The sequence below is a fragment of the Streptomyces sp. NPDC051636 genome (genome assembly GCF_044453765.1).
Lineage (GTDB): Bacteria > Actinomycetota > Actinomycetes > Streptomycetales > Streptomycetaceae > Streptomyces.
In genome coordinates this window covers 45,545-66,959 of sequence record NZ_JBITDA010000023.1, presented here as the reverse complement: position 1 = coordinate 66,959, position 21,415 = coordinate 45,545, and the positions used below count along the sequence as shown (strand labels likewise).

General features: G+C 68.9%; 17 protein-coding genes and 7 pseudogenes. 13 read left to right on the top strand and 11 right to left on the bottom strand.

The genetic code is table 11. The features are described 5' to 3' along the window. Window positions 1-11: 11 nt before the first annotated feature. A pseudogene (locus ACIBBH_RS31615) lies at window positions 12-358 on the bottom strand (TetR family transcriptional regulator); the annotation flags it as partial. Window positions 359-381: 23 nt separating this feature from the next. On the opposite strand from ACIBBH_RS31615, the gene ACIBBH_RS31610 reads away from it, so the two are divergent. Further along, window positions 382-528, top strand: coding sequence for a hypothetical protein (locus ACIBBH_RS31610; RefSeq protein ID WP_399410477.1), 147 nt, complete (start codon window positions 382-384; stop codon window positions 526-528). Between the two features lie 283 nt (window positions 529-811). Here the strand turns inward: ACIBBH_RS31610 and ACIBBH_RS31605 are convergent, their stop codons facing one another. Continuing rightward, entirely contained in the window at window positions 812-1,345 is a 534-nt protein-coding gene (locus ACIBBH_RS31605) for a GlxA family transcriptional regulator (protein ID WP_399410475.1), read from the bottom strand. A 98-nt stretch (window positions 1,346-1,443) separates the two neighbouring features. Here ACIBBH_RS31605 and ACIBBH_RS31600 point away from each other — a divergent pair. Next, window positions 1,444-1,782 (top strand): annotated as a pseudogene (locus tag ACIBBH_RS31600) (transposase); the annotation flags it as partial. 205 nt (window positions 1,783-1,987) lie between these two features. Here ACIBBH_RS31600 and ACIBBH_RS31595 read toward each other — a convergent pair. Continuing rightward, window positions 1,988-2,317, bottom strand: a complete 330-nt coding sequence (locus tag ACIBBH_RS31595) for a hypothetical protein (protein WP_399410473.1) — start codon at window positions 2,315-2,317, stop codon at window positions 1,988-1,990. Window positions 2,318-2,556: 239 nt separating this feature from the next. On the opposite strand from ACIBBH_RS31595, the gene ACIBBH_RS31590 reads away from it, so the two are divergent. Next, a complete protein-coding gene (locus tag ACIBBH_RS31590; RefSeq protein WP_399410471.1) occupies window positions 2,557-4,170 on the top strand; it encodes a glycoside hydrolase family 27 protein in 1,614 nt (537 codons plus the stop codon). A 20-nt stretch (window positions 4,171-4,190) separates the two neighbouring features. Beyond that, window positions 4,191-5,657, top strand: a complete 1,467-nt coding sequence (locus ACIBBH_RS31585; protein ID WP_399410469.1) for a glycoside hydrolase family 76 protein — start codon at window positions 4,191-4,193, stop codon at window positions 5,655-5,657. Between the two features lie 82 nt (window positions 5,658-5,739). Here the strand turns inward: ACIBBH_RS31585 and ACIBBH_RS31580 are convergent, their stop codons facing one another. Beyond that, complete coding sequence (locus ACIBBH_RS31580) at window positions 5,740-5,964, bottom strand: hypothetical protein (protein WP_399410467.1); 225 nt, start codon at window positions 5,962-5,964, stop codon at window positions 5,740-5,742. 971 nt (window positions 5,965-6,935) lie between these two features. Here ACIBBH_RS31580 and ACIBBH_RS31575 point away from each other — a divergent pair. Both ACIBBH_RS31575 and ACIBBH_RS31570 read left to right on the top strand, forming a co-directional pair. Continuing rightward, window positions 6,936-9,740: a GH92 family glycosyl hydrolase gene (locus ACIBBH_RS31575; protein WP_399410465.1), complete on the top strand. Its 2,805-nt coding sequence runs from the start codon at window positions 6,936-6,938 to the stop codon at window positions 9,738-9,740. Window positions 9,741-9,820: 80 nt separating this feature from the next. Beyond that, window positions 9,821-10,678: a glycoside hydrolase family 97 N-terminal domain-containing protein gene (locus tag ACIBBH_RS31570; protein ID WP_399410464.1), complete on the top strand. Its 858-nt coding sequence runs from the start codon at window positions 9,821-9,823 to the stop codon at window positions 10,676-10,678. On the opposite strand, the pseudogene ACIBBH_RS31565 reads toward ACIBBH_RS31570, so the two are convergent. From ACIBBH_RS31565 to ACIBBH_RS31545, 5 genes and pseudogenes are all read right to left on the bottom strand, one after another. Then, window positions 10,675-11,067, bottom strand: a pseudogene (locus ACIBBH_RS31565) (transposase); the annotation flags it as partial. The gene ACIBBH_RS31570 and the pseudogene ACIBBH_RS31565 overlap by 4 nt on opposite strands. 209 nt (window positions 11,068-11,276) lie before the next feature. Then, window positions 11,277-12,683 (bottom strand): annotated as a pseudogene (locus ACIBBH_RS31560) (IS1380 family transposase). 120 nt (window positions 12,684-12,803) lie between these two features. Next, the gene (locus tag ACIBBH_RS31555) at window positions 12,804-13,394 is read right to left on the bottom strand and encodes a hypothetical protein (RefSeq protein ID WP_399410462.1); all 591 of its coding nucleotides are present in this window, start codon (window positions 13,392-13,394) and stop codon (window positions 12,804-12,806) included. Between the two features lie 14 nt (window positions 13,395-13,408). Then, window positions 13,409-13,855 carry a hypothetical protein gene (locus tag ACIBBH_RS31550; protein WP_399410460.1) on the bottom strand — a complete coding sequence of 149 codons (447 nt, stop codon included), beginning with the start codon at window positions 13,853-13,855 and terminating at the stop codon, window positions 13,409-13,411. Between the two features lie 31 nt (window positions 13,856-13,886). After that, the gene (locus ACIBBH_RS31545) at window positions 13,887-14,465 is read right to left on the bottom strand and encodes a hypothetical protein (RefSeq protein WP_399410458.1); all 579 of its coding nucleotides are present in this window, start codon (window positions 14,463-14,465) and stop codon (window positions 13,887-13,889) included. A gap of 304 nt (window positions 14,466-14,769) precedes the next feature. Between ACIBBH_RS31545 and ACIBBH_RS31540 the strand changes: the two genes are divergently transcribed. The 5 genes and pseudogenes from ACIBBH_RS31540 to ACIBBH_RS31520 form a co-directional block, all read left to right on the top strand. Continuing rightward, the gene (locus ACIBBH_RS31540; protein ID WP_399410456.1) at window positions 14,770-16,035 is read left to right on the top strand and encodes an IS701 family transposase; all 1,266 of its coding nucleotides are present in this window, start codon (window positions 14,770-14,772) and stop codon (window positions 16,033-16,035) included. A 279-nt stretch (window positions 16,036-16,314) separates the two neighbouring features. Then, window positions 16,315-16,479, top strand: a complete 165-nt coding sequence (locus ACIBBH_RS31535; RefSeq protein ID WP_399410454.1) for a hypothetical protein — start codon at window positions 16,315-16,317, stop codon at window positions 16,477-16,479. A 74-nt stretch (window positions 16,480-16,553) separates the two neighbouring features. Continuing rightward, complete coding sequence (locus ACIBBH_RS31530; protein WP_399410452.1) at window positions 16,554-16,994, top strand: SRPBCC family protein; 441 nt, start codon at window positions 16,554-16,556, stop codon at window positions 16,992-16,994. A gap of 163 nt (window positions 16,995-17,157) precedes the next feature. Further along, window positions 17,158-17,648, top strand: a pseudogene (locus ACIBBH_RS31525) (transposase); the annotation flags it as partial. A 25-nt stretch (window positions 17,649-17,673) separates the two neighbouring features. Then, window positions 17,674-18,123, top strand: a pseudogene (locus ACIBBH_RS31520) (alpha/beta fold hydrolase); the annotation flags it as partial. A gap of 122 nt (window positions 18,124-18,245) precedes the next feature. On the opposite strand, the gene ACIBBH_RS31515 reads toward ACIBBH_RS31520, so the two are convergent. Further along, window positions 18,246-19,154, bottom strand: coding sequence for an alpha/beta fold hydrolase (locus ACIBBH_RS31515; RefSeq protein WP_399410450.1), 909 nt, complete (start codon window positions 19,152-19,154; stop codon window positions 18,246-18,248). Between the two features lie 100 nt (window positions 19,155-19,254). Between ACIBBH_RS31515 and ACIBBH_RS31510 the strand changes: the two genes are divergently transcribed. Together ACIBBH_RS31510 and ACIBBH_RS31505 are read left to right on the top strand one after the other, a co-directional pair. Continuing rightward, window positions 19,255-19,662 carry a winged helix-turn-helix transcriptional regulator gene (locus ACIBBH_RS31510; protein ID WP_399410448.1) on the top strand — a complete coding sequence of 136 codons (408 nt, stop codon included), beginning with the start codon at window positions 19,255-19,257 and terminating at the stop codon, window positions 19,660-19,662. A 113-nt stretch (window positions 19,663-19,775) separates the two neighbouring features. Further along, window positions 19,776-19,892, top strand: a pseudogene (locus ACIBBH_RS31505) (IS630 family transposase); the annotation flags it as partial. Between the two features lie 371 nt (window positions 19,893-20,263). On the opposite strand, the gene ACIBBH_RS31500 reads toward ACIBBH_RS31505, so the two are convergent. Next, window positions 20,264-20,902 carry a Tn3 family transposase gene (locus ACIBBH_RS31500; protein ID WP_399410446.1) on the bottom strand — a complete coding sequence of 213 codons (639 nt, stop codon included), beginning with the start codon at window positions 20,900-20,902 and terminating at the stop codon, window positions 20,264-20,266. Window positions 20,903-21,415 lie beyond the last annotated feature (513 nt).

The window sequence follows — 21,415 nt, the reverse complement described above, 5'->3', positions numbered from 1 at the left end:
CGCTCACTGCTCGGGCCCGACTCCATCAGACGCCGCAGCTCGGGGAGCAGCGTGTCGAAGTCCTGTCCACTACGGAACACGGCGGTCGTGCCCTCGGAGCCCGGCAGGGAAGGGCGCGCGGGGAAGAGAGCGAGGACCTCGCGCATCGCCTCGTCCACCTCGGCCACCGGATCGGCCGACTCGCCGCGCAGCCAGCGCCGCAGCACGTGGTTGTGGGCGCGACCACCGCCGCGGCCATCAGCTCGGCCCGCAGCGACGCCGACTTCGTCGGATCCCCCATCCAGGCGGCGATGAACTCGCGGAACAGTCGCTGGTAGCGGGCCACACCGGCCGGCGAACGCGGTGACAGGGTCTTCACTCCTTGCCGAGGAGGTGGTCTCGATGACGATCACTGGGCAGGACACGGACGTGCGACAAGCGCACCTGGCGCTGGACGACGGCCGCTCGTCGGTGCGGCTGCGGGCGGCGCCGGCAGGCGGCACAACCCCCGACCCGCGCTTCGTCGGCAAGCTCGTCGAGCGCCCATGACCAGAAACCCGAAGCAGCTCGGACACCGTTGTCAGCGGGTACATGACAACCTGCTGCCGCTCTTGGCCGCCCCCTGAGCTTCTTCTTTGACCTCCCGCCGGGGAGGGCGGCGAGATCAGCGCTCTCGGGAGGTGCTCCGGCCAGCATCGACAGGATCAGCGTGTGAGAGCTGCTGTTCAGTGTCAGTGAGCGGTTTGGCGCTCGACCGGGTGGCCGCCGACGGCGCCCTGACCGGGGACTCCCGACGACGGGCTGGATACGACGTATACGCTCGGCGGCTTCCTCACCCACCGGAGGCGGCCCGCGCGCCCTGGTGCACCGTGCGGTGCTGGCTGGGCGTCGTCCCAAAGTGATCCAGAAACGCCTGCCGCATAGTCTCGGTCGAGCTGAATCCGCAGCGGCCGGCGATCGACGCCATCGGCAGAGTCGTCGGGACGAGCAGATGCGCGACAGCCTCGGCCCGGACCTTCGCGACAGCCTCGGCCCGGACCTTACGGACATACTGCGCCGCTGTCTGGCCGAGCTGGTGGAGGAAGAGCCGGGCCAGATGCCGGCCGCTGATGCCCGCATGTCCGGCGAGATTGGCCGTTGCAAGGTCGCCGTCCAGGTGCTCCATGATGTACGCGAGCACGCCTTGCACGGCGCCGTGCGCCGGGGCTGGCGCCTCGGCGAACATGCTGATCTGAGCCTGATTTCCAGGGCTTTGCAGGTAGATCACCATCATCCTGGCCACCGAGCGGGCCAGCGTCGGGCCCATGTCGTCCTCGACCAAGGCAAGCGTGAGGTCGGCGGCGGTAACCCCGGCCGAGGTGAACACGTTCCCGTCCTGCACCTACAGCGGCGCGGGGTCGATCCGCGCGGAGGGATGGCGCTCGCCGAGCTCTTGCGCGAACGCCCAGTGCGTGGTGGCCCGCCTCCCGTAAGTACGTCGGTGACATCACCTATCTCCCCGTCGCCGGCGGGAAGTTCTGTTACCTCGCGACCGTGACCGACCTGTGCTCGCGCCGCCTGGCCGGCTGGGCCATCGCCGACCACATGCACACCGAGCCGGTCACCGACGCCCTGGCCGCCGCGATCCGGACCCGCGGCAGCCTGAATGGCGCGATCAGGCACACGGACCACGGGTCGCAATACACGAGCAGGGCGTTAGCCGCCGCCTGCGCTCAGGCCGGTGTCCGGCAGTCCATGAGCGCCGTCGGCAGCTCGACGGACAACGCCGCCGCCGAGAGTTTCAACGCGAGCTTCAAAAGAGAGACGCATCCGTCCGGAGGAGCAGGGGACTTCCGGTCGCAAGGCCGCGGAAGCCCCTGCTCCTTCGAGCGAGGCACGGCAACGGCCAGCCGGCACATGACGGCCCGGGCGCGTGCGGTGGAAATCCGGGCCATGGAAGCCGGCCGTCCCACTGCCATGGCCGACCTTGCCTGTGCCGGGGTGGAACACCGGGCAGCCCTCCGTGAACTCACACCGCCAGGGGCGTTGCTGTGATCCGGGCGGCCATGTCCCCCATATCGTCGAACACGCCCGGCAGCCCGGTGTCCCAGGGGCCGCCGGGCGCGGATCCGCCGCCCTCGGTCCAGCAGTCGTCGATCACGCAGTACGGGCGAACGGGATGCCCGTCGGCGTACTCCCCGACCGTCCGCGCGTCCCGCAATACCGCGTCAGGGCCGAAGCCGCGTCCGTAGGCGTAGTACCAGTTGTTGCTGCCCACGACGGGGCCTGTGGAAGGCAGTGGGTCCGGGCTCATGACGGTGCAGAGCGCTTCGTGCGCGGCGAAGGGTGTCGTGGCCACAGTGGTCACCACCGTGGCCCGGCTGTGGAAACGTTCTCATCAAGGCGTTGGGCCGTCAACGCTCGTGACCGCATGAGTAGTTCAGTCGACGACAGGTCAGGTACGGACCATTGACGGCCGACCCGGCTGGTGGGATGTTCGCGATGGTTACGTTTCCAAGACGCTGGGCCCGCAACTGGACAACGTTGTCGGACACCTGCGTTCGTCCGGCCCCACACGGCGAAACAGGAGACACCGGCATGACCGTCCCGTCCCCCTCCATGAGACCCCTGAGTGCCGCCCTCACGATGGTGCTTCTGCTGGTCCTCGCCCCGGCCCTGCTCGTCCTCCGCGCGGCAGCGCCCGTGCAGGCGCTCGACAACGGCCTTGCCAGGACGCCCCCGATGGGCTGGAACGACTGGAACGCCTTCGGCTGCAACGTCACCGAGCAGCTGGTCGAGCAGACCGCCGACTACCTCGTCTCCTCCGGCCTGAAGGACGCCGGGTACCGGTACGTCAACATCGACGACTGCTGGATGACCTCGGCCCGGAACTCCGCCGGCGCCCTGGTCCCGGACCCCGTCAAGTTTCCCGACGGCATCAGCGGGACCGCCGCCTACGTCCACGGCAAGGGCCTCAAGCTCGGCATCTACGAGAGCGCCGGGACCGCCACCTGCCAGGGCTACCCCGGAAGCCTCGGCCACGAGCAGACGGACGCCGACAGCTTCGCCGCCTGGGGCGTGGACTACCTCAAGTACGACAACTGCAACCACCAGAACGTGCCCGACCAGCAGCGCTACACCGCCATGCGCGACGCCTTGGCGAACACCGGCCGCCCGATCGTGTACAGCCTGTGCAACTGGGGCCTGGCCAGTGTGTGGACCTGGGGTGCAGGGGTCGGCAACAGCTGGCGCACCACCGACGACATCAACGTCAACTTCTCCACGGTGGTGTCGATCTACAAGGCCAACGTCAAGCTCGCCCCGTACGCCAAGCCCGGCGCCTGGAACGACCCCGACATGCTCGAAGTCGGCAACGGCATGTCGTTCACCGAGGACCGTTCCCACTTCAGTCTCTGGTCGGAGATGGCCGCGCCGCTGATCGCCGGGAACGACATGCGCAAGGCCTCCGCCGCCACCCTCTCCCTGTACGGCAACAAGGACGTCATCGCCGTGGACCAGGACTCCCTGGGCAAGCAGGGCACCGAGGTGTCCTCCTCCGGCGGTCTTCACGTGCTGGCCAAGCCGCTGGCGAACGGCGACGTATCGGTGGTGCTCTTCAACGAGAACTCCTCCGCCGCCACCATCTCCACCTCCGCCAGCGCGGTCGGTCTCCCCGCGGCATCCTCCTACCAGCTCGACAACCTCTGGTCGCACGTCGTCAGCAGCACCAGTGGAACCATCTCGGCCGGCGTCCCCGCCCACGGCTCCGTGATGTACCGGGTCTCCGTCGGCAGCGGCACCAGCGTCGGCGGCACCCACCCCCTGGTCGGCGCCTCCTCCAACCGCTGCCTTGACGCGTACGACAACCAGACCGCCCCCGGCACCAAGATCGAGATCTGGGACTGCGGCGGCGGCGCCAACCAGGCCGTGACGATCACCGCCGACGGTGAACTGCGGCTCTACGGCGGCACCCGGTGCCTGGACGCCTACGGCAACGGGACCACCGCGGGCACCAAGGTGCAGCTCTACACCTGCACCGGGGGCGCCAACCAGAAGTGGGCCCTCAACCCCAGCGGCACCATCACCGGCGCCCAGTCAGGCCTCTGCCTCGACGTCACCGGCGGCGACCAGGCGTCCGGCAATGTCAACGGCACCGCGCTCGAACTGTGGACCTGCAACGGCGGCGCCAACCAGCAGTGGCGCCTGGGCTGACCGACCTCTACGGAGCTGACATGCACTCACATGCATGGAACAGGGGCATGATCGGGGCGGCTCTGCTCGCGACCCCGGCTCTCCTGATACCGGCATCCGGAACCGCCGAAGCAGCGAGCACAGCAGTCCAGGCCGCCATCTGCAACAACTACTGCGACGGCCGGGACCCGTCCCTGTCCCCGCAGAACCGCCAGCCGGTGACCACCACCGTCCACTCCCGCACCATCACCCTGCACTTCGACGACACCGACGCCATGGGCTGGGCCTCGATCACCAACGGCAGCCCAACCGACGAGGTCTGGCTCGACCGCTCCTTCGACGGCGGCCGCACCTGGACGTCCGGCAGCAAGCTCGGCGACACCACGATCCCCTCGGGCCAGACCGGCTGGCGCACCGCGATGTACAACGTCGACGACTGGAACAACCTCGGCGTCGGCGCCCTCCGCGCTTGCGGCAAGGCGGGCGACCGGAGCGAGATCGCCTGCACGGCATGGGCCCGTACGACCTGGAACGCCGGCAGCCGTCCGACCGCGGCGGCCACGGCGCTGATGCAGTCGTACAACCTCAGCACCGGCCTGTTCGACACAACCGGCTGGTGGAACTCGGCCAATGCGCTGACGGCCCTCATCAACAACATCCAGGTCACCGGCATGGGCAGCTACAAGTACGCCATCGCCAGGACCTACGACCACAACCTGTCCGCCCAGGGTGGCAACTTCACCAACGACTACATCGACGACACCGGGTGGTGGGGGCTGGCCTGGGTCGCCGCGTACGACGTCACCGGCGACAGCAGGTACCTGAACACCGCCCGCGCCGACGCGGACCACATGGCCCGGTACTGGGACTCCACGTGCGGCGGCGGAGTCTGGTGGAGCACCGCCAAGACCTACAAGAACGCCATCGCCAACTCCCTCTATCTGGAGCTGAACGCCGCACTGCACAACCGCATCTCCGGCGACACGACCTATCTCGCCAGGGCGAACGCGGAGTGGTCGTGGTTCAAAGGCACCGGCATGATCAACGGCTCCCACCTGGTCAACGACGGCATCGACCTCACGACCTGCACCAACAACGGCGACACCACCTGGTCCTACAACCAAGGCGTGTTCGTCGGCGGCCTGGCGGAGCTGTACCGCGCCACCGGGAACCCCGATCTGCTCACCACAGGCCGTCAGATCGGTGACGCCTCGACCACCTCCCCCTCGCTGAACGCCGGCGGAATCCTGCGCGAGCCCTGCGAGACAGGCGGCTGCGGCGGCGACGGTCCCTCCTTCAAAGGCGCCTGCATCCGAGGCCTCAGCGCCTTCAACACCCAGCTCCCCGACCGCCCCTACACCTCCTACATCCGCCGCCAAGCCGACTCCGCCTACGCCAGCGACCGAACCCCCCTCGACGCCTACGGCCTCCACTGGGCCGGGCCCCTCGACACGACCGACGCCGCCCGCCAGCAGTCCGCGGTCGACCTGATGAACGCGGCCTCCTGACCCACCAGGGCTCAACAGGTCCAGTCGGCCCACAGCGGGACAACGTTGTCAACACCGACCTTCGCAGGAGGAACGAATGCGATCAACGCGCCTCGTCGGTCCGCTGGTTGCCGTCGGTCTCGTAGGCACGTGGCTGGCGGCAGAGGACCACCCAGACGACCGTGCAGCCGCGCGACGCACGGCAGCCCGGGCCGGTCGCCTTGACGGCCCAGGTCACCGTTGCGCAGGCCGCTGCTCCGAACTTCCGGACGCCGGGACGGCCGGCCTCGGTGACCGACCTCGACGCGCCGGCCGCCCGCCCGGCCACGCACCTGCAAGGCACCAACGCCGCAAGGCAGGCCCCCACCCCGTGGTCCGCCCCGCCGGCTGCCGGCCCGCAGGGTTCTGCGGTGCGGATGGCGTCCGCCGCTCGCCGGGCCACGTTCTCCCCGCAGCGCCGGGCAGGCGGGGGGCCGGTCTCCACCACGGCCGGCGAGATTTCCCTCCGCAAGCCCACGCCCGACGGCGCATACGCCGTTCCGGTGACACCGTCAGCGGAACCAACAAGCCGGAGGTCGCCACCGCCGGCCACTGCGTCGTCGACACCGACGGCACGGTCTGCCGGCACTGGGTTCCCCGTCCTGGTCACGACCACGGCAACAGCCCCCTCACCTTCACCGCGACGTCACTGCACCGTGCATCGCAGCGCACCGGCGACCCCGGTACCGCGTGGGACGCGGCCTTCGCCACCGCGGGCACGGTAAACGGCCGTCAGCTGGTCGACGCCTTCGGCGGTAACGCATCGGTTTCGACCGGACACCCGACCACTGGGCGCATTCCATCGGCCGTGGAGGCCCCTCCGACGAGGGCAACGGCGCACAGCTCAACCGGTGCGCCGGACCGGACACCTTGGCCACCGGTCACGGAGCCGGCGGCGGCGACTGCGCGCAGTCGGGCGGCTCCAGCCAAGGCGCCTTCCTGGCCGGCTTCCACCCCGCCACTGGCATCCGATGCAGATCGGCAACACCGCCTTCGGGGGCGGTTCCTGCGAGTGCCACCCCAACTACGGGAGGCGGCCGTGGCTTGCACGACGGCATCGCCCACCCGGCGGCGCGGTGCGACGCCGACGCGTGGCGGTGAGATCCGCCGATGGGTTGCCGCTGTCCCAACCTGCCTGTTTCCTGTCGCGCCCAGCCGAGAAGACAACGTTGTCAGCAGCAGCTCACGTCTGCCCGCCTGTTCCGGCCGACCACGAAGGAGTTCCCCTTGTCCAGACGTCATCCCCTCAGACGGGTCTTGATGACCCCGTTCACGTTCGGCGTCGCGCTCGCGGTCGCCGGACTCGTGCAGTTCGTCGCCCCTCCGGCGGCCAGTGCGGCAGTCAGCGATCCGGCGGCTGCCGTCGACACCCTCGTGGGTTCCAGCAACAGCGGCGAAACGTTTCCCGGCGCGGACACCCCGTTCGGGATGGTGCAGTGGAGCCCGGAGAACACCCGGGGCGACCAGACCCGTGCCCCGCAGCCGGGCGGCTACGACTACGACGTGACACGGGTACGGGGCTTCAGTCTCACCCACATGTCGGGTACCGGCTGCGCGGGCGGTTCCGGCGACGTGCCGATCCTGCCGTATGCGGGATCGGTGTCCTCCTCGCCCACCGCGGACAGGGACGACTCCACGTACGCCGGCGACTTCTCCCACGCCGACGAGACCGGCGGCGCCGGCTATTACCGCGTGGGCCTGGCCTCCGGTGTCAACGTCGAACTGTCCGCGACGACCCACACGGGTGCCGCCCGCTTCACCTACCCGTCGGGCAGCACCGCCTCGCTGCTGTTCCGCACGTCGAACTCAGAAGCCGGCAGCAGCGCCGCCCAGACCACCGTCGACACCGCCAATCGTGTGATCAGCGGGTCGGTCACCAGCGGAAACTTCTGCGGCTACATCAACGACATCGGTCGCCGCAGCTACTACACGCTGTACTACTACGCCGCGTTCGACCAGCAGTTCACCAGCACCGGCACCTGGCGGGACGGCACACTCAATCCCGGCGGCACCAGCGCCGGCGGTGGGACCACGTACGGCACCGACGGCTGGCCGCCGCCCGGCAAGGGCTCGGGCGGTTATGTGACGTTCGACACCAGCCAGGACCGGACGGTCACCATGCGCGTCGGCATCTCCTACGTCAGCCTCGCCAACGCCAAGGCCAACCTCAACGTGGAGAATCCCGTCGGCACCTCCTTCGACACAGTGCGCCGGCAAGCCCACGACGCCTGGAAGAAGGAGCTGGGCCGCGTCGAGATCACCGGCGGTACCACCGCACAGCAGACGACCTTCTACACCGCGCTCTACCACTCCCTGCTCCACCCCAACGTGTTCAGCGACACCAACGGCCAGTACATGGGGATGGACCAGAAGGTGCACACCGTGTCCGGCGCGCAGAAGGCGCAGTACGCAAACTTCTCCGGCTGGGACGTCTACCGGGACCAGGTGCAGCTGGTGACACTGCTGCGGCCCGATGTCGGCGCGGACATAGCCCAGTCGCTGTACAACCAGGCCGGTCAGAACGACGGGGTGTGGGACCGCTGGACCCACAACCAGGGCGGCACCCACGTGATGACCGGTGACCCTGGGCACGCAGCGGTGGCCAGTATCTACGCCTTCGGGGGAACCTCGTTCGACGCGAACGGAGCGCTGGCGTCTATGGTGCACGCCGCCACCACCGTGACCGACGCGGACCGCAGCAGCGACGGCTGGAACGTCATGGTGGTCGGTGAGCGGCCGTCCCTGGACCAGTATCTGTCGACCGGCTATGTGCCGTCCGACGGACACGCCTGGGGCGGTGCCGGCGAGACCCTTGAGGACGTCTCCGCCGACTTCGGCATCGCCCAGCTGGCGCAGCGGCTGGGTGACACGGGCACGAGCAGTCAGTTCCTGTCGCGGGCGCAGAACTGGAAGAACGTGTTCAATCCCGGAACCGGATACATCCAGCAGCGCGACTCGTCCGGAGCGTGGCAGTCGTTCGACCCGGCCGGCGACGACGGCTTCGCCGAGGGCAGCGCCGCGCAGTACACCTGGATGGTCCCGTTCAACGTCAAGGGCTTGTTCGCCAAGATGGGCGGCCCGGCCTCGGCCGCGCGCCGGCTGGACAGCTTCTTCCACGCCTCCGACGGCAGCTGGGCACTGTCCGACGCAGGCGGCGCCCACTCCGACTTGAGCAACGAGCCGTCGATCGGCACTCCGTGGCTGTACGACTTCGCCGGCCAGCCGTACAAGACGCAGCAGACCGTGCGGCAGGTCGTCAACACCTTGTGGTCCAATGAACCGGGCGGGATCCCCGGGCAGGACGACCTCGGGGCGATGTCGTCGTGGTACGTCTTCGCGGCCATGGGCGTGTACCCGCTCGCCCCGGGCCGGGCGGATCTGCTGCTGGCCAGCCCGCTGTTCAGCCAGGTGGTGGTGCACCGCGGCAACGGGGCCACCTTCACGATCAACGCCACCGGGGCCGGCACCAACGCCCCGTACATCCAGAGCATGCGGGTCAACGGCGCCACCTCGACCCGGCCGTGGCTGCCGGAGTCACTGGTACGGGACGGTGGCACCGTCGACATGACCCTGGGCGGCACTCCGAACACCTCGTGGGGCAGCTCGGCCACCGACGCCCCGCCGTCGTTCGACACCGGTTCCACGTCGAACGATGTGGCCCTGAACAAGCCGGCGACCGCCGACTCCGCGTGCAGTTCCAACGAAACCGCGGCCAAGGCGGTCAACGGCAGCGTCTCGGGCGGAACCGGTGACAAATGGTGTTCGTCCGGCAGTACCAAGTGGTGGCAGGTGGACCTGAGCGGCCCCACGCCCATCAGGACCATCACCCTCAAGCACGCCGGCGCCGGCGGGGAGACGACCGCGTGGAACACCCGTGACTACGACATCCAGGCCTCCGAAGACGGCCACACCTGGACCACCCTGGTCCGGGCGCGCGGCAACACCGCCAGCGTCACGACACACACGGTGAACGTCACCACCCGCTACCTCAAGCTCGACGTCCTGACCGCCGAGCAGGCAGGCAGCGGCGCCGCCCGGATCTACGAGTTCGAGGTCTACAGCTGACCTTGTCCCGGCCCGGCCCGCTGCGTGGCCACCCCTGCCGCGCGGCGGGCTCCCCAGCGGAGTAGCAAGGAGGAATCACCGTGCCACTCAGCACCCTCAGATATCGCCTGACATCAATCGCCTCCGTCATACTGGCGGTCCCGGCCTTCACGCTTGTGGCCCCGGTCGCCTGGGCGTCGGCCTCAACCGCGGCCGCCACTGGCTGGACCGTGAACGGGCCGTCCAGCACCTCTCCGATCAGTGCCCAGGTGACACTGGACAGCGGGTCGCTGCGGTTCGGGGTACAAGACCGCGGCGCCAGCGTGCTGTCCCCGTCCTCTATCGGCATCGTCACCAGTGCGGGTGACTTCAGCGGCGACCTGTCCTTCACCGGCCGCAGCGACCGCACGGTCACCGAGTCCTACACGATGACCACCGGCAAGCGGCGCGACGTCCAGGACACTTTCAATGAGACCACCCTGTCGTTCACCGGTACGGGAAGGGCCCGTATGGACCTGGTGGTCCGGGTCTCGGACGAAGGTGCTGCGTACCGGTACGTGCTGCCTTCCAGCGGGATGATCACCGTCAACCGGGAGACGTCCTCATGGACGGTGCCTTCCAGCGCTTCGGCCTGGATGCAACCGTACGCCTCGGACAACCAGGGAAAGTGGTTCCAGACCACCGCCGCGGGAGCCCCCAGCGGTGACTACGGCTACGGTGCACTGTTCAACGTCAACGGCAATTACGCGCTGATCTTACGACAGGGCGATCACCAGCACCCTCTGGCCCAGCTGCTGGGCGTTACACGCACCAACCTCTCCAACCACTTCCAAGACGGGCACCGGCTCCTGGACCTGCATCGCATCGCCGTCACACCGCTGCCTGGGTCGCCCGCCCGGACCCTCGAACAGCTTCATTTTCGCTTGCCTGACGAGGACCATCCGGAAGATCAACCCTGACAGTTATTCCAGGCCCCGGCGGTGCCGGAGTACTGCCGCTGCACCCCGGCCGACCGCGTCCCCTTCTTCAAGAAGCCCGTGTCGTCCACGATCAGGACGGCGTTCGGGTCGCCGAGGTGCTCGACGACATAGTCACGCACGTCATCCAGGACCTCGTCGGCGTCCCACTCGATCCGGTTCAGCATCCGGTGGATGCGGTCCGGGCCTGCGTGGCCGGCTTCCTCCGCCAGCGTCCAGCCGTTCTTCCGCTGCAGCGGAGCGATCAGGCCCCGCATATAAGCCAGTGCGGACTCCCGGGGCTCCGGCCTGCTGAAACGGTGCACGAACCGCTCATGCACAGCATCCAGTTGACACGCCCACCACCCGACATCAGCAAGGTCCCCACCCATAACCACACCAACGACCGACCTGGCCATCAGTCACGGCAAGCACCGTTGCAGTACTAACCCCGCCGTTTCGGTTGGGACGATGAGGTGTCGCTGAGGGGCAATTGTCGGGTGACCGACGCGATTTCGGTGTTCGGAAAATGGCGGAGTCCCGGCGCGGTGGTCGCGTTCTCCGGGTCCTTCGGGTCGTGGGCGGTCAGGGTGGTTGCCGGTCAGCCTGCGGGTCGGGGCAGTGCGGCGAGGCGGTGGAAGGCCGTGGCCAGTTCGTTTCTCCAGGGCCAGGTCGCCGATATCCGCAAGCGCAGGCGGCGGCCGCCGCGGGTGAGGCGGGCGGCGACGTGCAGCAGCCGGTAGCGGAGCTTCTTCGGCTCGGCGGTGGCCAGTTCTCCGTCCAGGAGGAGGACGCGGGTCCAGGCGAGCAGGTCGATCGCCGTGAGGCTGAGTTCGAGCCAGACGGTGTTGACGGCGAAGCCGCGGGAGGGGAAGCGACCGAATCCGGTGGTCTTGCCGCACCGGATGTGGTCCTCGACGCATGCATGCCCGCGGTGACGGACCTCCAGGAACTGGGCCGCACCGCCACCGGAGTACGGGGTGTCGGTGAGGAACACCTGATGGCGCAGGCCCTCGTCCTGATCGAACAGGGACAGCTGGGCGCCGGGGTGCGGCCGCTCCCGGCGCACGATGATGCGGGTGGCGTTCGGGTAGCCGTCCAGATCGACCATGCCGGTCAGCTCGGCGACCTGGGCGCCACCACGCAGTGTCCCGTCCTGGTCCAGGGCGGATGCCAGAGGCGGTCGGGCATGGCCCGAATGGCGCGGCGGACCGGCTCGGTGATGGCGTATCCGACCGAGGAGAAGGTGCGGATTCCTTGTTTCCGCACGTCGCGGACGTGGGCGTGGAAGGCTTTCGCGGATCCGGCGCTGTCGGCCGCGGACCAGGATGTCGGTGCCGTGCCGGTGGGCGTCGGGGATCCGCGCGAGCGCCTGGTCGAGCACCGCGATGTGATCGGCGGCAGTGTTGGCTCCGGAGTTCCCGGGCCGAAGCCGCCCCGACACGGCCTCGCCGGTGTTCGCGAGGAAACACAGCAGCGGATGGAAGCCGAAGCCGCCCTTACAGGTCGGGGCGGCCTGCTCCTTCTCGGAGTGGCAGGCGACCAGCGTGGCGTCGAGATCCAGAACCAGGCCGGGAAGTTCTCGTCCGCCGGCCCGGGCAGCAGGTATGCCCTCGCCGGTCTCGGCGGCCTGCATCCAGGCGACTTCCCGGGCTGAAGCGCGGGCCGCTCGCAGCGAAGCGAGTGCAGCCTCGTCGGTGTCGGCGAGCAACCGCCAAGCCGTGGGCGTGGAGGCGACCGGGCCGAACACCTCGCCCTGGTCCCGCAGCACCGCCAGATCCGCGATCGCCTCACCGCCGTCGGCGAGCATCACCGCGAGATCGGAGGCGACCCGGCCCGGATCATGTCCGGTCCCGCGCGGTCGAAGCGGTCTGAGAGCGGCGGAGTACGCGGCGGTCAGCCCGGTGGCATCAGCGAGATCCGCCAGCAACCGTGCCCCAGCATGCCCAACCAGCCCCGAACCATCGGCACTGACCTGAACCTTTGGACGCAACCCGATAGCCTGCACGTAGAAAGTGCCCTCCACCTGGACCGACAGAACCCCTCAGCAAGGTTCATCGTCCCAGGTCAGGAAGGTACTTTCGCATTTTTGCCTCGAAAGCCGCCACACCCGAGCGAGACGGCGAGGTTAATCCCCGAGCCGGTCCATCACCCTCCCCGGTGCCGAGATCAGCGCACCGCGCAGCGACAGATTGCGGGTGTACACGCCCTCGAACAGGATGGCGAGGCTGATGTCGACCGAGTCCGCGGCACCGTGCGCGGCACCCGAGATGCGCTGCGGGTTGTTCGCGCTGGAGCGGTCCATGACGATCCGCGACTCGGGACGCACCAGCACGTGATGGCGCCGGTTGCTGACCTCTTCGTACCGGTACTGCCGCCCCACGGCCCAGATCCTCAGCGCGCGCCCGCTCCGGCTGGCCCGCAGCGCCCTGCGGGAGAACGCGGCGTCCTGCCCGGCGACGCTCAGCCGTCCCCGGGCCAGCCGGGGCCGCCCGCCGTAGGGCAGCCCCGTGAAGACGGACACCGGGATGTTCTCACCGGTCACCATCGCGCCCATGCGGGAGGTGCGGTCGGTGACGGGCACCGCCTCCAGGGCGGGCACGACGAGCTCCACCGGCCCCAGCCGACCGACGTCGCCGCGCCAGAAGGTCAGGTGGTGCTGGTTCCTCGAGGTCACGGTGTTGGTGAACCGCTGGAGTTCGAAGGAGAACGCGCGCACGGCTGATCAGCTCCCTAGCCGAAAAGGCCGCCGAGCTTCTTGCCCAGGCGTTTGGCCCCGTCGGCCTCGTCGGTGAAGTCTCGGTGCGGGTCCACCATCCTGGTCAGTGCCCACACGAGCGTCTCGGGCTCTGTGGGGACGTACTCGGACTCGGCGTCTCCCGGCCAGTTCTCATGGGTGAAGATGAAGTCGTCGCCGATGACGGGGCCGCTTTGCGTGGCGCCCTGCGGGCCCGTCATCTCGACCCGGACGATGACCTTCGGCTCCATCAGCGTGGCGACGAGCGGGTAGGGGTCGGCCGATATCTTGTCGTCGGCGTCGAGAATCGCTGCCTCGCGCAACTCACCCCTCGCCGCGGCGAGTTCCTCCGGAATCTGCCCGTCGTGCACGAGAATACCCAGCACGCCGAGGTGGGCGTCGGCCAACCGCAGTCGGCGCCGGGCCGCATCTATGGAAGGCATCTCTCTTCTGTCCCCCCGAGATCAAGTGTGATCAGAGATCGTTGAACCGATTGACGAACCGCCCGGGCAGCGACACGAGCGCCCCGCCCGTCGTCAGATTGCGCGTGTACACGCCCTCGAGTACGACGGCGATGCCGATGTCGAGGGCGTCGGCCTGGTCGAGGCAGGTCCCGGAGATGGTGTGCGGGTTCCGCCAGCTCGAACGCCGCATGTGCACCGCGGCACCGGGCCGGACGAGCTCGTGACCGCACTTGCCGCCCCGCTGGGCGTACGTGTACGACCGCCCCTTGACGTGAATCCGCAGGGCCCGCCCCTTCCGCCCGGGCCACCAGGCGTGCCGGGAGAGCTCGGCGGGATCCCACTCCACCCGCAGCTCGCCCCTGGCCAGCAGCGGACGCCGCAGATAGCGCAGCCCGAGGTAGGTGGTGAGCGGAAAACTGTCCCCGCTGACCGCGACCTCGCAGTACTCCGCCGGATAGTCACTGTGCTCCGTGGGAAAGGCCAACTCGATCCGCCCGAGCCCGTCGATGTACCCCACCAACGCGTGGACCTCCCCGCGGGAGCCCCTGCCGGATGCCGCACGCTGAAGGTCGAAGGTAACCCCGCTCATGCGCCTGATGCCCTCCTGTCCCCCGCCGGCTTGACCGCGCACAGGTGGCACCCAAGGCTCACCCGACGCGAACAGACATCGTAAAGGGGAGACAATGAGAGAGAGTGCCCTACCCCAAGCACACCGCCAGCCTAGGAGACCACCCCGCGACCACCGCCTTCGGTACGAACACGCGGGTAGGACCCGATACGCTTCTTCACCTGGAGAGTGCTTCTTTCATGCGACGACCTGGACCCTAGTAGGGCCTGGTCAGGTGCGTTCATCGGTGGCGTGTCCGTTTGAGGAGCGGTGTCGTTGACCGGGTATGACGCCTGAGGAGTTGGATGAAGTCCGGTGCCGTCTGGAGGACTTCGCGGCGGATGTGTTCGAGCCGTTCGCGCGGGCGGATCAGCGTCGGTGGGGCGGGGTGTATCTGCGGGGTCTGCTGCTGGACGGGCAGCGCAAATCGGTGGAGCCGATGGCCGCCCGGCTGGGTGAGGACGGCAACCGGCAGGCCCTGGCCCGCTTCATCACCACCAGCCCGTGGGATCCGGCGCATGTGCGGGCCCGCCTCGCGTGGAAGATGACCACGGCCATCGAACCGACCGCGTTGATCATCGATGACACGGGCTTTATCAAGGACGGCGACGCGTCGGCGTGTGTGTCGCGGCAATACACCGGCACCGCCGGCAAGGTCACCAACTGCCAGGCGGGTGTGTCCTTGCATCTGGCCTCGGACACCGCCTCGACGGCGATCGACTGGCGCTTGTTCCTGCCCAAGAGCTGGGATCCCGCCTCGCCGCAGGCCGACCCGGGCAAGGCGGCCCGCCGCGAGCGGTGCGGCATCCCGGCGGACGTGGGCCATGTCGAGAAGTGGCAACTGGCCCTGGACATGATCGACGAGAGTAGGTCCTGGGGCATCGATGTCCCCCTGGCCGTGGCCGACGGCGGCTACGGGGACACCGCAGCCTTCCGGCTGGGCCTGGAAGAACGCGGGCTGCACTACGTGGTGGGCAGCTCGACCACCGTCACGGCCCACCCGCACGACGCCAGGCCGCACACCCCGCCCCACAGCGGCCGCGGACGTCCGCCCCAGCCGGCTTATCCCGAGGCGCCCAGGAGTGTGAAGGAGCTGGTCATCGCTGCGGGGAAACGGGAGGCCCGGCCGGTGCAGTGGCGGGAGGGCTCCCGCCCGGGCAGCGGCCGCAGCGGGTTCAAGCGCATGTACTCGCGGTTCGTGGCGCTGCGGATCCGGCCCGCCGGACGCGAGATCCGCAAAGCCGTCGACGGCCCGGAACTGCCCGAATGCTGGCTGTTGGCCGAATGGCCCGCCACCGAGCCGGAGCCGGTGCAGTTCTGGCTCTCCAACCTGCCCGAGGACACTCCGCTCACCACGCTGGTGCGGCTGGCCAAGCTCCGCTGGCGCATCGAGCACGACTACCGCGAGATGAAACAGGCCCTGGGCCTGGCCCACTTCGAGGGCCGCACCTGGAACGGCTGGCACCACCATGTCACGCTCGTCTCCGCCGCCCACGCCTTCTGCACGCTCCAGCGACTGGCCCGGACCCCAAAAGAGACGGCGCCGGCCTGAGCCTCTACCAGGTCGTCCGCGAGATGCAGTTACTCCTCGCGGTCTGGACCGGCGCCTGCCCCACCTGTCACCGCGACATACCCACGGCGATACCGACCTGACCAAGCCCTACTAGTACTCCAGCTGTAGCCGCAGCACACCCTCCCACGCCTGCGGCCGCGCTCGTAGCGTCGGCGCTACGGCCAGTCACCGCGCTGCCGACCGCACACCGGCGCCCCCTGCCGTCCTCTCTCGGGCAGGTCGAGGCAGCGGCCCCGGCGGCCGTCCGCCGGCCGCTGGGTGTCACGGCCCCCGGAGAACGGCGACGGCAGCGGTGCCGGCGCGAACACCGCACTCCTCCTGGCGGCCGCCGACGCGAGCGTGGCCTCCGTGGCCCGGCAGACCGGCCGCCTCGATGCACTCGTCGCGCACGTCACCGCCCCGGAGCCCGCGGCAGAACCCTGATCAGGGTTGCGACGCACAGAACCAATCCGCCCGGCCGCCGTAACGCCCCTCCCTCTCAGAACCGGAGTCTTTTCATGCCCGAAGCATTCGCCAGCGCCGTCATCCCGGCCCGGGTCACCACAGTGTGGCGCGTCGTCCGTGACTTCGGTGGCCTGGCCATCTGGCAGCCGGCCGTCGCACGCTGCGTCCTGGCGGACGCAGAAGCCCCCGACTGCGTCGGTTGCGTCCGCACTCTGTCCATGGCCGACGGGGGGACCGTAGTGGAATCCCTCGTGGCACTGAACGACCACGCACGGTCTCTGACCTATGGCATCGTCAGCTCTCCGTACCCAGTGCAGTCCTACCGAGCCATCATGCGGTTTTTGCCTCTCACCTCCACCGATGAGACGTTCGTCGGCTGGTCGGTGATCTTCGACTGCGACCGCGCCGACACCGACGAACTGACGAAAGCCTTCCGGACCGACATCTTCACAGTGGGACTGCGCGGCCTGGCCGATCACTGCTCCGCACCGTGATCGCCGGCCGCAGTCCTGCCGGAGGTCAGCACGGCCGGATTGCTGTGGCAGCTGGATGTCTGCCGCGGCCCTTCCCGGATGCGCGGGGAGTCGCGGCGGCCGACGCTGGAAGCATGAGGGCCACCCCCTCGTCGACAGGGCAAACGTTGCCTGATGCGGCACGGGCTGGGCCCAGTACGGCTACTGCGCGTCGCACTCACGGTACTTCTAGGGGCTGCGGCTGCACCTGGTGTGCCCGCTCGGCGGACTGCCGGTCCTCTTCGCGCTCACCGGGGCCAAGGCGGACGAACGCGAAACGCTGCGCGACATGCTTGATGCCGCGCCCGACGTCGAAGCCGCCCACCCCGGGCAGACGATCATCGGGGACAAGAACTACTACGGCCGCGAGTTCGAGTGCAACCTTGCCGAGCGTCACCTGGAGTTGCTGCGGCCGGCCCGCAAGGGGGAGGCCGAGCGGGCGAGGCGCACCTGTTGAAGCCGCTGCGACAGGTCATCGAGTCGATCAATCAGACCTTCAAAGGGCAGCTTGACCTGGAACGACACGGCGGCAAAAGCCCGGCAGGGGTGGCGGCCCGGGTCTGGTGCCGGATCCTCGCGCTCACGGCGGCGATCTGGCACAACGACAAGACCGGACAGCCGGTCAAACAATCACTAATACCGTGGTCTCTACACGCACCGTCTGGTTTCCTCACCTGAGGACGGATGCACCTGGTGGAGCAGGGCACCGGACCACTGGTCCTGCCGGTCCACGGCTTCCTCGAGTCCTGGTACTCCTGGCGCCACCAACTGTCGATACTGCCGCGGCCGGTACCGCGCGGTCGCCATCGACCTTCGCGGCTACGGGCGCTCTTCCACGACGCGGCCGCGTACCGGATGCTCGACCTCGTCGAGGACCACGTCGCCGTGGCGCACGCGCTCGGTGAACAGACCGCAGTGATCGTCGGGCACGATCCTCGACCATCGCCGCGGTCTCCGCCTTCGTCAGGCCGGATCGTCTTCCGCGCGGTCGGACTGCTGAGCGTCCCCTACGCGCCGCCCGGTGGGCCACGCCCCAGTGATGTGTTCGCGCAGACGGGCGGAGACGAGGAGTTCTACGTCTCCTTAAATCCAGGAGCCCGGCCGGGCCGAGTGTCCGTTCTCAACGAAGTTAGTCGTCGGACAGATGCTGACCTGGGCAGACGTTGGCGCGACGAAGAGCGGCACTTGGTCCCGCTGCCGGCAAGCCGCCACAGGCCCGCGCGCTTCGAGGATTCACAAGTGGCCCGCGCGAGGATCGACGGTTGGCCCCGCCGAGGCGAGGAACGGTTCCAGAAGGCTGAGCAGCCTCTCGGGGCGGTGCAGCGGGATGATGTGGCCGCAGTCTTCGATGATGTGGCCGACGAGATGATCGGTGACCGGCCGAAGTTGCTGTTCGAGGGCTCTGCCCACAGGGCGGGCACCGATGGCCATGGTGGGTACAGTCAACCGGCCCGTACCGGCGGCTTCCCGGATCTGCTCGGCGCTTGCGGGCAGTGCGCGGTAGTACGAGAAGGCGCAGCGCAGGGCCTCGGTCCCGGTGTACGCGCGGACGAAGGCGTCTCGGACAGCGGGATCTACACCCTCCCCGAGAGAGCCCGCACTGAGGAACCAGTCGATGTACTGGGCTTCGTGGCCGGTGAGTACGGTTTCCGCGAGGCCGGGCACCGCGTGGAAGCCGAACCACCACGGTGCTCCGTGGGCGAGGAATCCCTCGGCGCCCGGCAATCTGCCCAGAAGCGACTCCATGACCACGAGTTGCCGGACGAGGTCGGGGCGGCGCATGGCAAGTAGAAAGGCCGGTGGGGTGCCGGCGTCGATGCCGACCACGGCCGCCGAACTCTCCCCGAGAGCGTCGAGGAGGGCTTCGGCGTCGGTCGCGAGCGTGCCGGCGTCGTAGCCGTCCATTGCGTGCGTGCTCGCGCCTGTTCCTCGCAGGTCCGGTGCGATCACTCGGTATTGCCCGACGAGCCCGTCCAGGACATCGGTCCACAGTTCCCAGGTGTGCGGGAAGCCGTGCAGCAGCAGGACGGCCGGCCCCTCGCCGGCAAGAGCCACATTGAGGTCGACGCCGTTGGCCGTGACCCGCCGGAGTTCGACGCCCGACGGGCGATGGCCGGGTATGCGGCGCGGTGCGACAGGCACGGGGATCTCCCACGGTGGTTACGAATAGTGACAACAAAACGATAGGTAACTAAAGTGAGAGAGCCAAGACCGCACTTCTGCCACAGGTGGTGAGCTCCAGGTGACCTCCTCGACGCGGCGCCCGCCTCACGGGAATCGTGGAGATCTATTCGATCCGCAGTGTCCGACCCGCCGTCTGCTCGACCGGATCGGCACGAAGTGGACGTCCATGGCCATCAAAGTGCTGGCGGAGGCGTCCCCGGAGGAGGTGCGCTTTGCGGAACTGCAGCGCAGGATGACCGGCGTCTCGCAGAAGATGCTGTCGGTCACCCTTCAAGGGCTGACCCGTGACGGCCTGGTCAGCCGTCGGGTGGAAGCGTCAGTGCCACCGCGCGTGTACTACCGGCTCACCCCACTCGGCCTGACACTGGAAGAACCGCTGGCCATGCTTCGTACGTGGGCCGAGGAACACATGGTCGAGGTCGACCGCGCAAACCAGCGCAGCCAAGAACACACGGCCGACGGCTGATCACAACCGGAAGCCGGCAGGCGGAAGTGGCGGGCATCGCAGTACCGGATCGGTTTCGACGTGCCGGTGGCCGCCGCGGTCGCCGTGCGACGGGACGGCGGTCCCGGACTCCTGTCCTCCGCGAGGAAGGCGTCTCCACGTGGAAGACCTCCCGCGACCCGGACTACGCAGCCAAGAAGGCTCGCGTCGAACACCTCTACGCGATCGCCGACGGCGAGGAGCTTGCTGAGCTGTACGCTGCGCCCCGCACGTGATCACACCTGTCCAGATCGCGCCTGCCATGACCGCCCACTCCGTCCCGTCTGCCCAGCGGGCGCACCCAGTGAAGGCGCGTGTGAACTCCACGCTGACACTGCTCGTCTCCCTGCGCGCCAGGTACGGCAGGCGGACCACACCGCCAGTCGCACGGGCTGCCCGGCGCCGCCGCGCGGTAGGACCATCGTGCCGATTGTCCGGGGCCGCCCTACCTTGGGGAACGCTGGGCAACGCAGCTGCCCTGGCACAGAGGCCGTAGCGGACCTGCAGGTCCACATCCTTCACCCTTCGGCCAGCCGGACATTCATGCGCTCTGGCATCAACGTCAGCGCCTGTGCCAGGGCATTCACGCGGGGACTCCTATCAGCGTTCCTCCCCGAACAGGGGGATCTCGGACGGCGCGAGATCGGTGCGCACGCGCATGAGCCGGACCGGGTGCCTCCACCGCCCCGACGCATCCAAGGACACGTCGACGGCGGCTTCCGCGACGATGACCGGTTCCACCAGCTGGACCTGGAGCTCCTGCCGTGCGCCCCACCCGGCCGAGAAGGTCCACCCGGTCCACGGGTGACCGGGGCGGCCGGGCTGGAGCTCGCGGTGCGTCGACGCCGTCGTGGACGATCGGCTCGACCCCGACGTTCGTGGCCTCCGCCGTGAGGACCGCGGCCACGGACAGTTCCAGGTCGTCCATCCGGGAGTTGGCTTCCGAGACGTGGGTGAAGTCGCCGAGGTAGGGCACCCACGAGTCGACCTCCAGCACCATCTCGGGCAGGTCGACGGCGGGCAGGCGGCCCTCGACTTCCTTGTGGAGTTCGCGCAGGGAGGCGGGTTCGTCCAGGCGGTCCAGGCCGGTGAGGATGATGCGGTCGCGGCCGCCCTGCTGCTCGATCCGCACGGCGGGGTTGGCGGCCAGGCCGTCGGCGAACTCCTGGTGGGCCGAATCGAGACGGTCGGTCCAGCCCGCCAGGATCTTGTCCGGCTTCACGTCGAGGTCGAGTTCCTCGCAGACGCGGGAGCGGGCCGCCTCCCACGCGGTGTCGTTCAGCAGCCGGGTGTTGGGGTTGCCCCACTTGCGCAGGCCCTCCAGGTACCACCTCGTGCCGGTGCAGGGCGGTGCGCAGGGCCTCGGTGGAGGCGACGATCAGGGCGCGCTTCTCGACGCTGGCCACGGGCATCGGCGGGGGCGGGAAGACCAGGCGTCGCCAGGCGGAGGTGAGGAACTTTGCCGGGACCTCCCACGCCTGGATGGGGCGGCGACGGCCCTTGAGGGACTTCACGAAGGCCAGCGCGTCCAGCACCATTCGGAAGCGGTCGGACAGCCGGCACCGCTCGCCGCAGTGTCGCACGAGTGGCTGTTCGAGAGGATCCGGAGGGATCATCGTGTTCATTCGTCGGTCTCGGGCCGACAACCGGCTCTGCGGTACGAGGGAAGCCGGGACACGCGGGCCGAGGCGCACAAGAACCTCACCGCCGCCCTCGCCCGCTGCACCAAGGTCGA

What these genes read in the sequence shown, in the direction of transcription:
- ACIBBH_RS31550 (WP_399410460.1), bottom strand. Translation starts at nt 13,855, where the DNA reads ATGCCTTCCATAGATGCGGCCCGGCGCCGACTGCGGTTGGCCGACGCC.
- ACIBBH_RS31585 (WP_399410469.1), top strand. Translation starts at nt 4,191, where the DNA reads ATGCACTCACATGCATGGAACAGGGGCATGATCGGGGCGGCTCTGCTC.
- ACIBBH_RS31540 (WP_399410456.1), top strand. Translation starts at nt 14,770, where the DNA reads ATGACGCCTGAGGAGTTGGATGAAGTCCGGTGCCGTCTGGAGGACTTC.
- ACIBBH_RS31590 (WP_399410471.1), top strand. Translation starts at nt 2,557, where the DNA reads ATGACCGTCCCGTCCCCCTCCATGAGACCCCTGAGTGCCGCCCTCACG.
- ACIBBH_RS31530 (WP_399410452.1), top strand. Translation starts at nt 16,554, where the DNA reads ATGCCCGAAGCATTCGCCAGCGCCGTCATCCCGGCCCGGGTCACCACA.
- ACIBBH_RS31545 (WP_399410458.1), bottom strand. Translation starts at nt 14,465, where the DNA reads ATGAGCGGGGTTACCTTCGACCTTCAGCGTGCGGCATCCGGCAGGGGC.
- ACIBBH_RS31575 (WP_399410465.1), top strand. Translation starts at nt 6,936, where the DNA reads ATGACCCCGTTCACGTTCGGCGTCGCGCTCGCGGTCGCCGGACTCGTG.
- ACIBBH_RS31610 (WP_399410477.1), top strand. Translation starts at nt 382, where the DNA reads ATGACGATCACTGGGCAGGACACGGACGTGCGACAAGCGCACCTGGCG.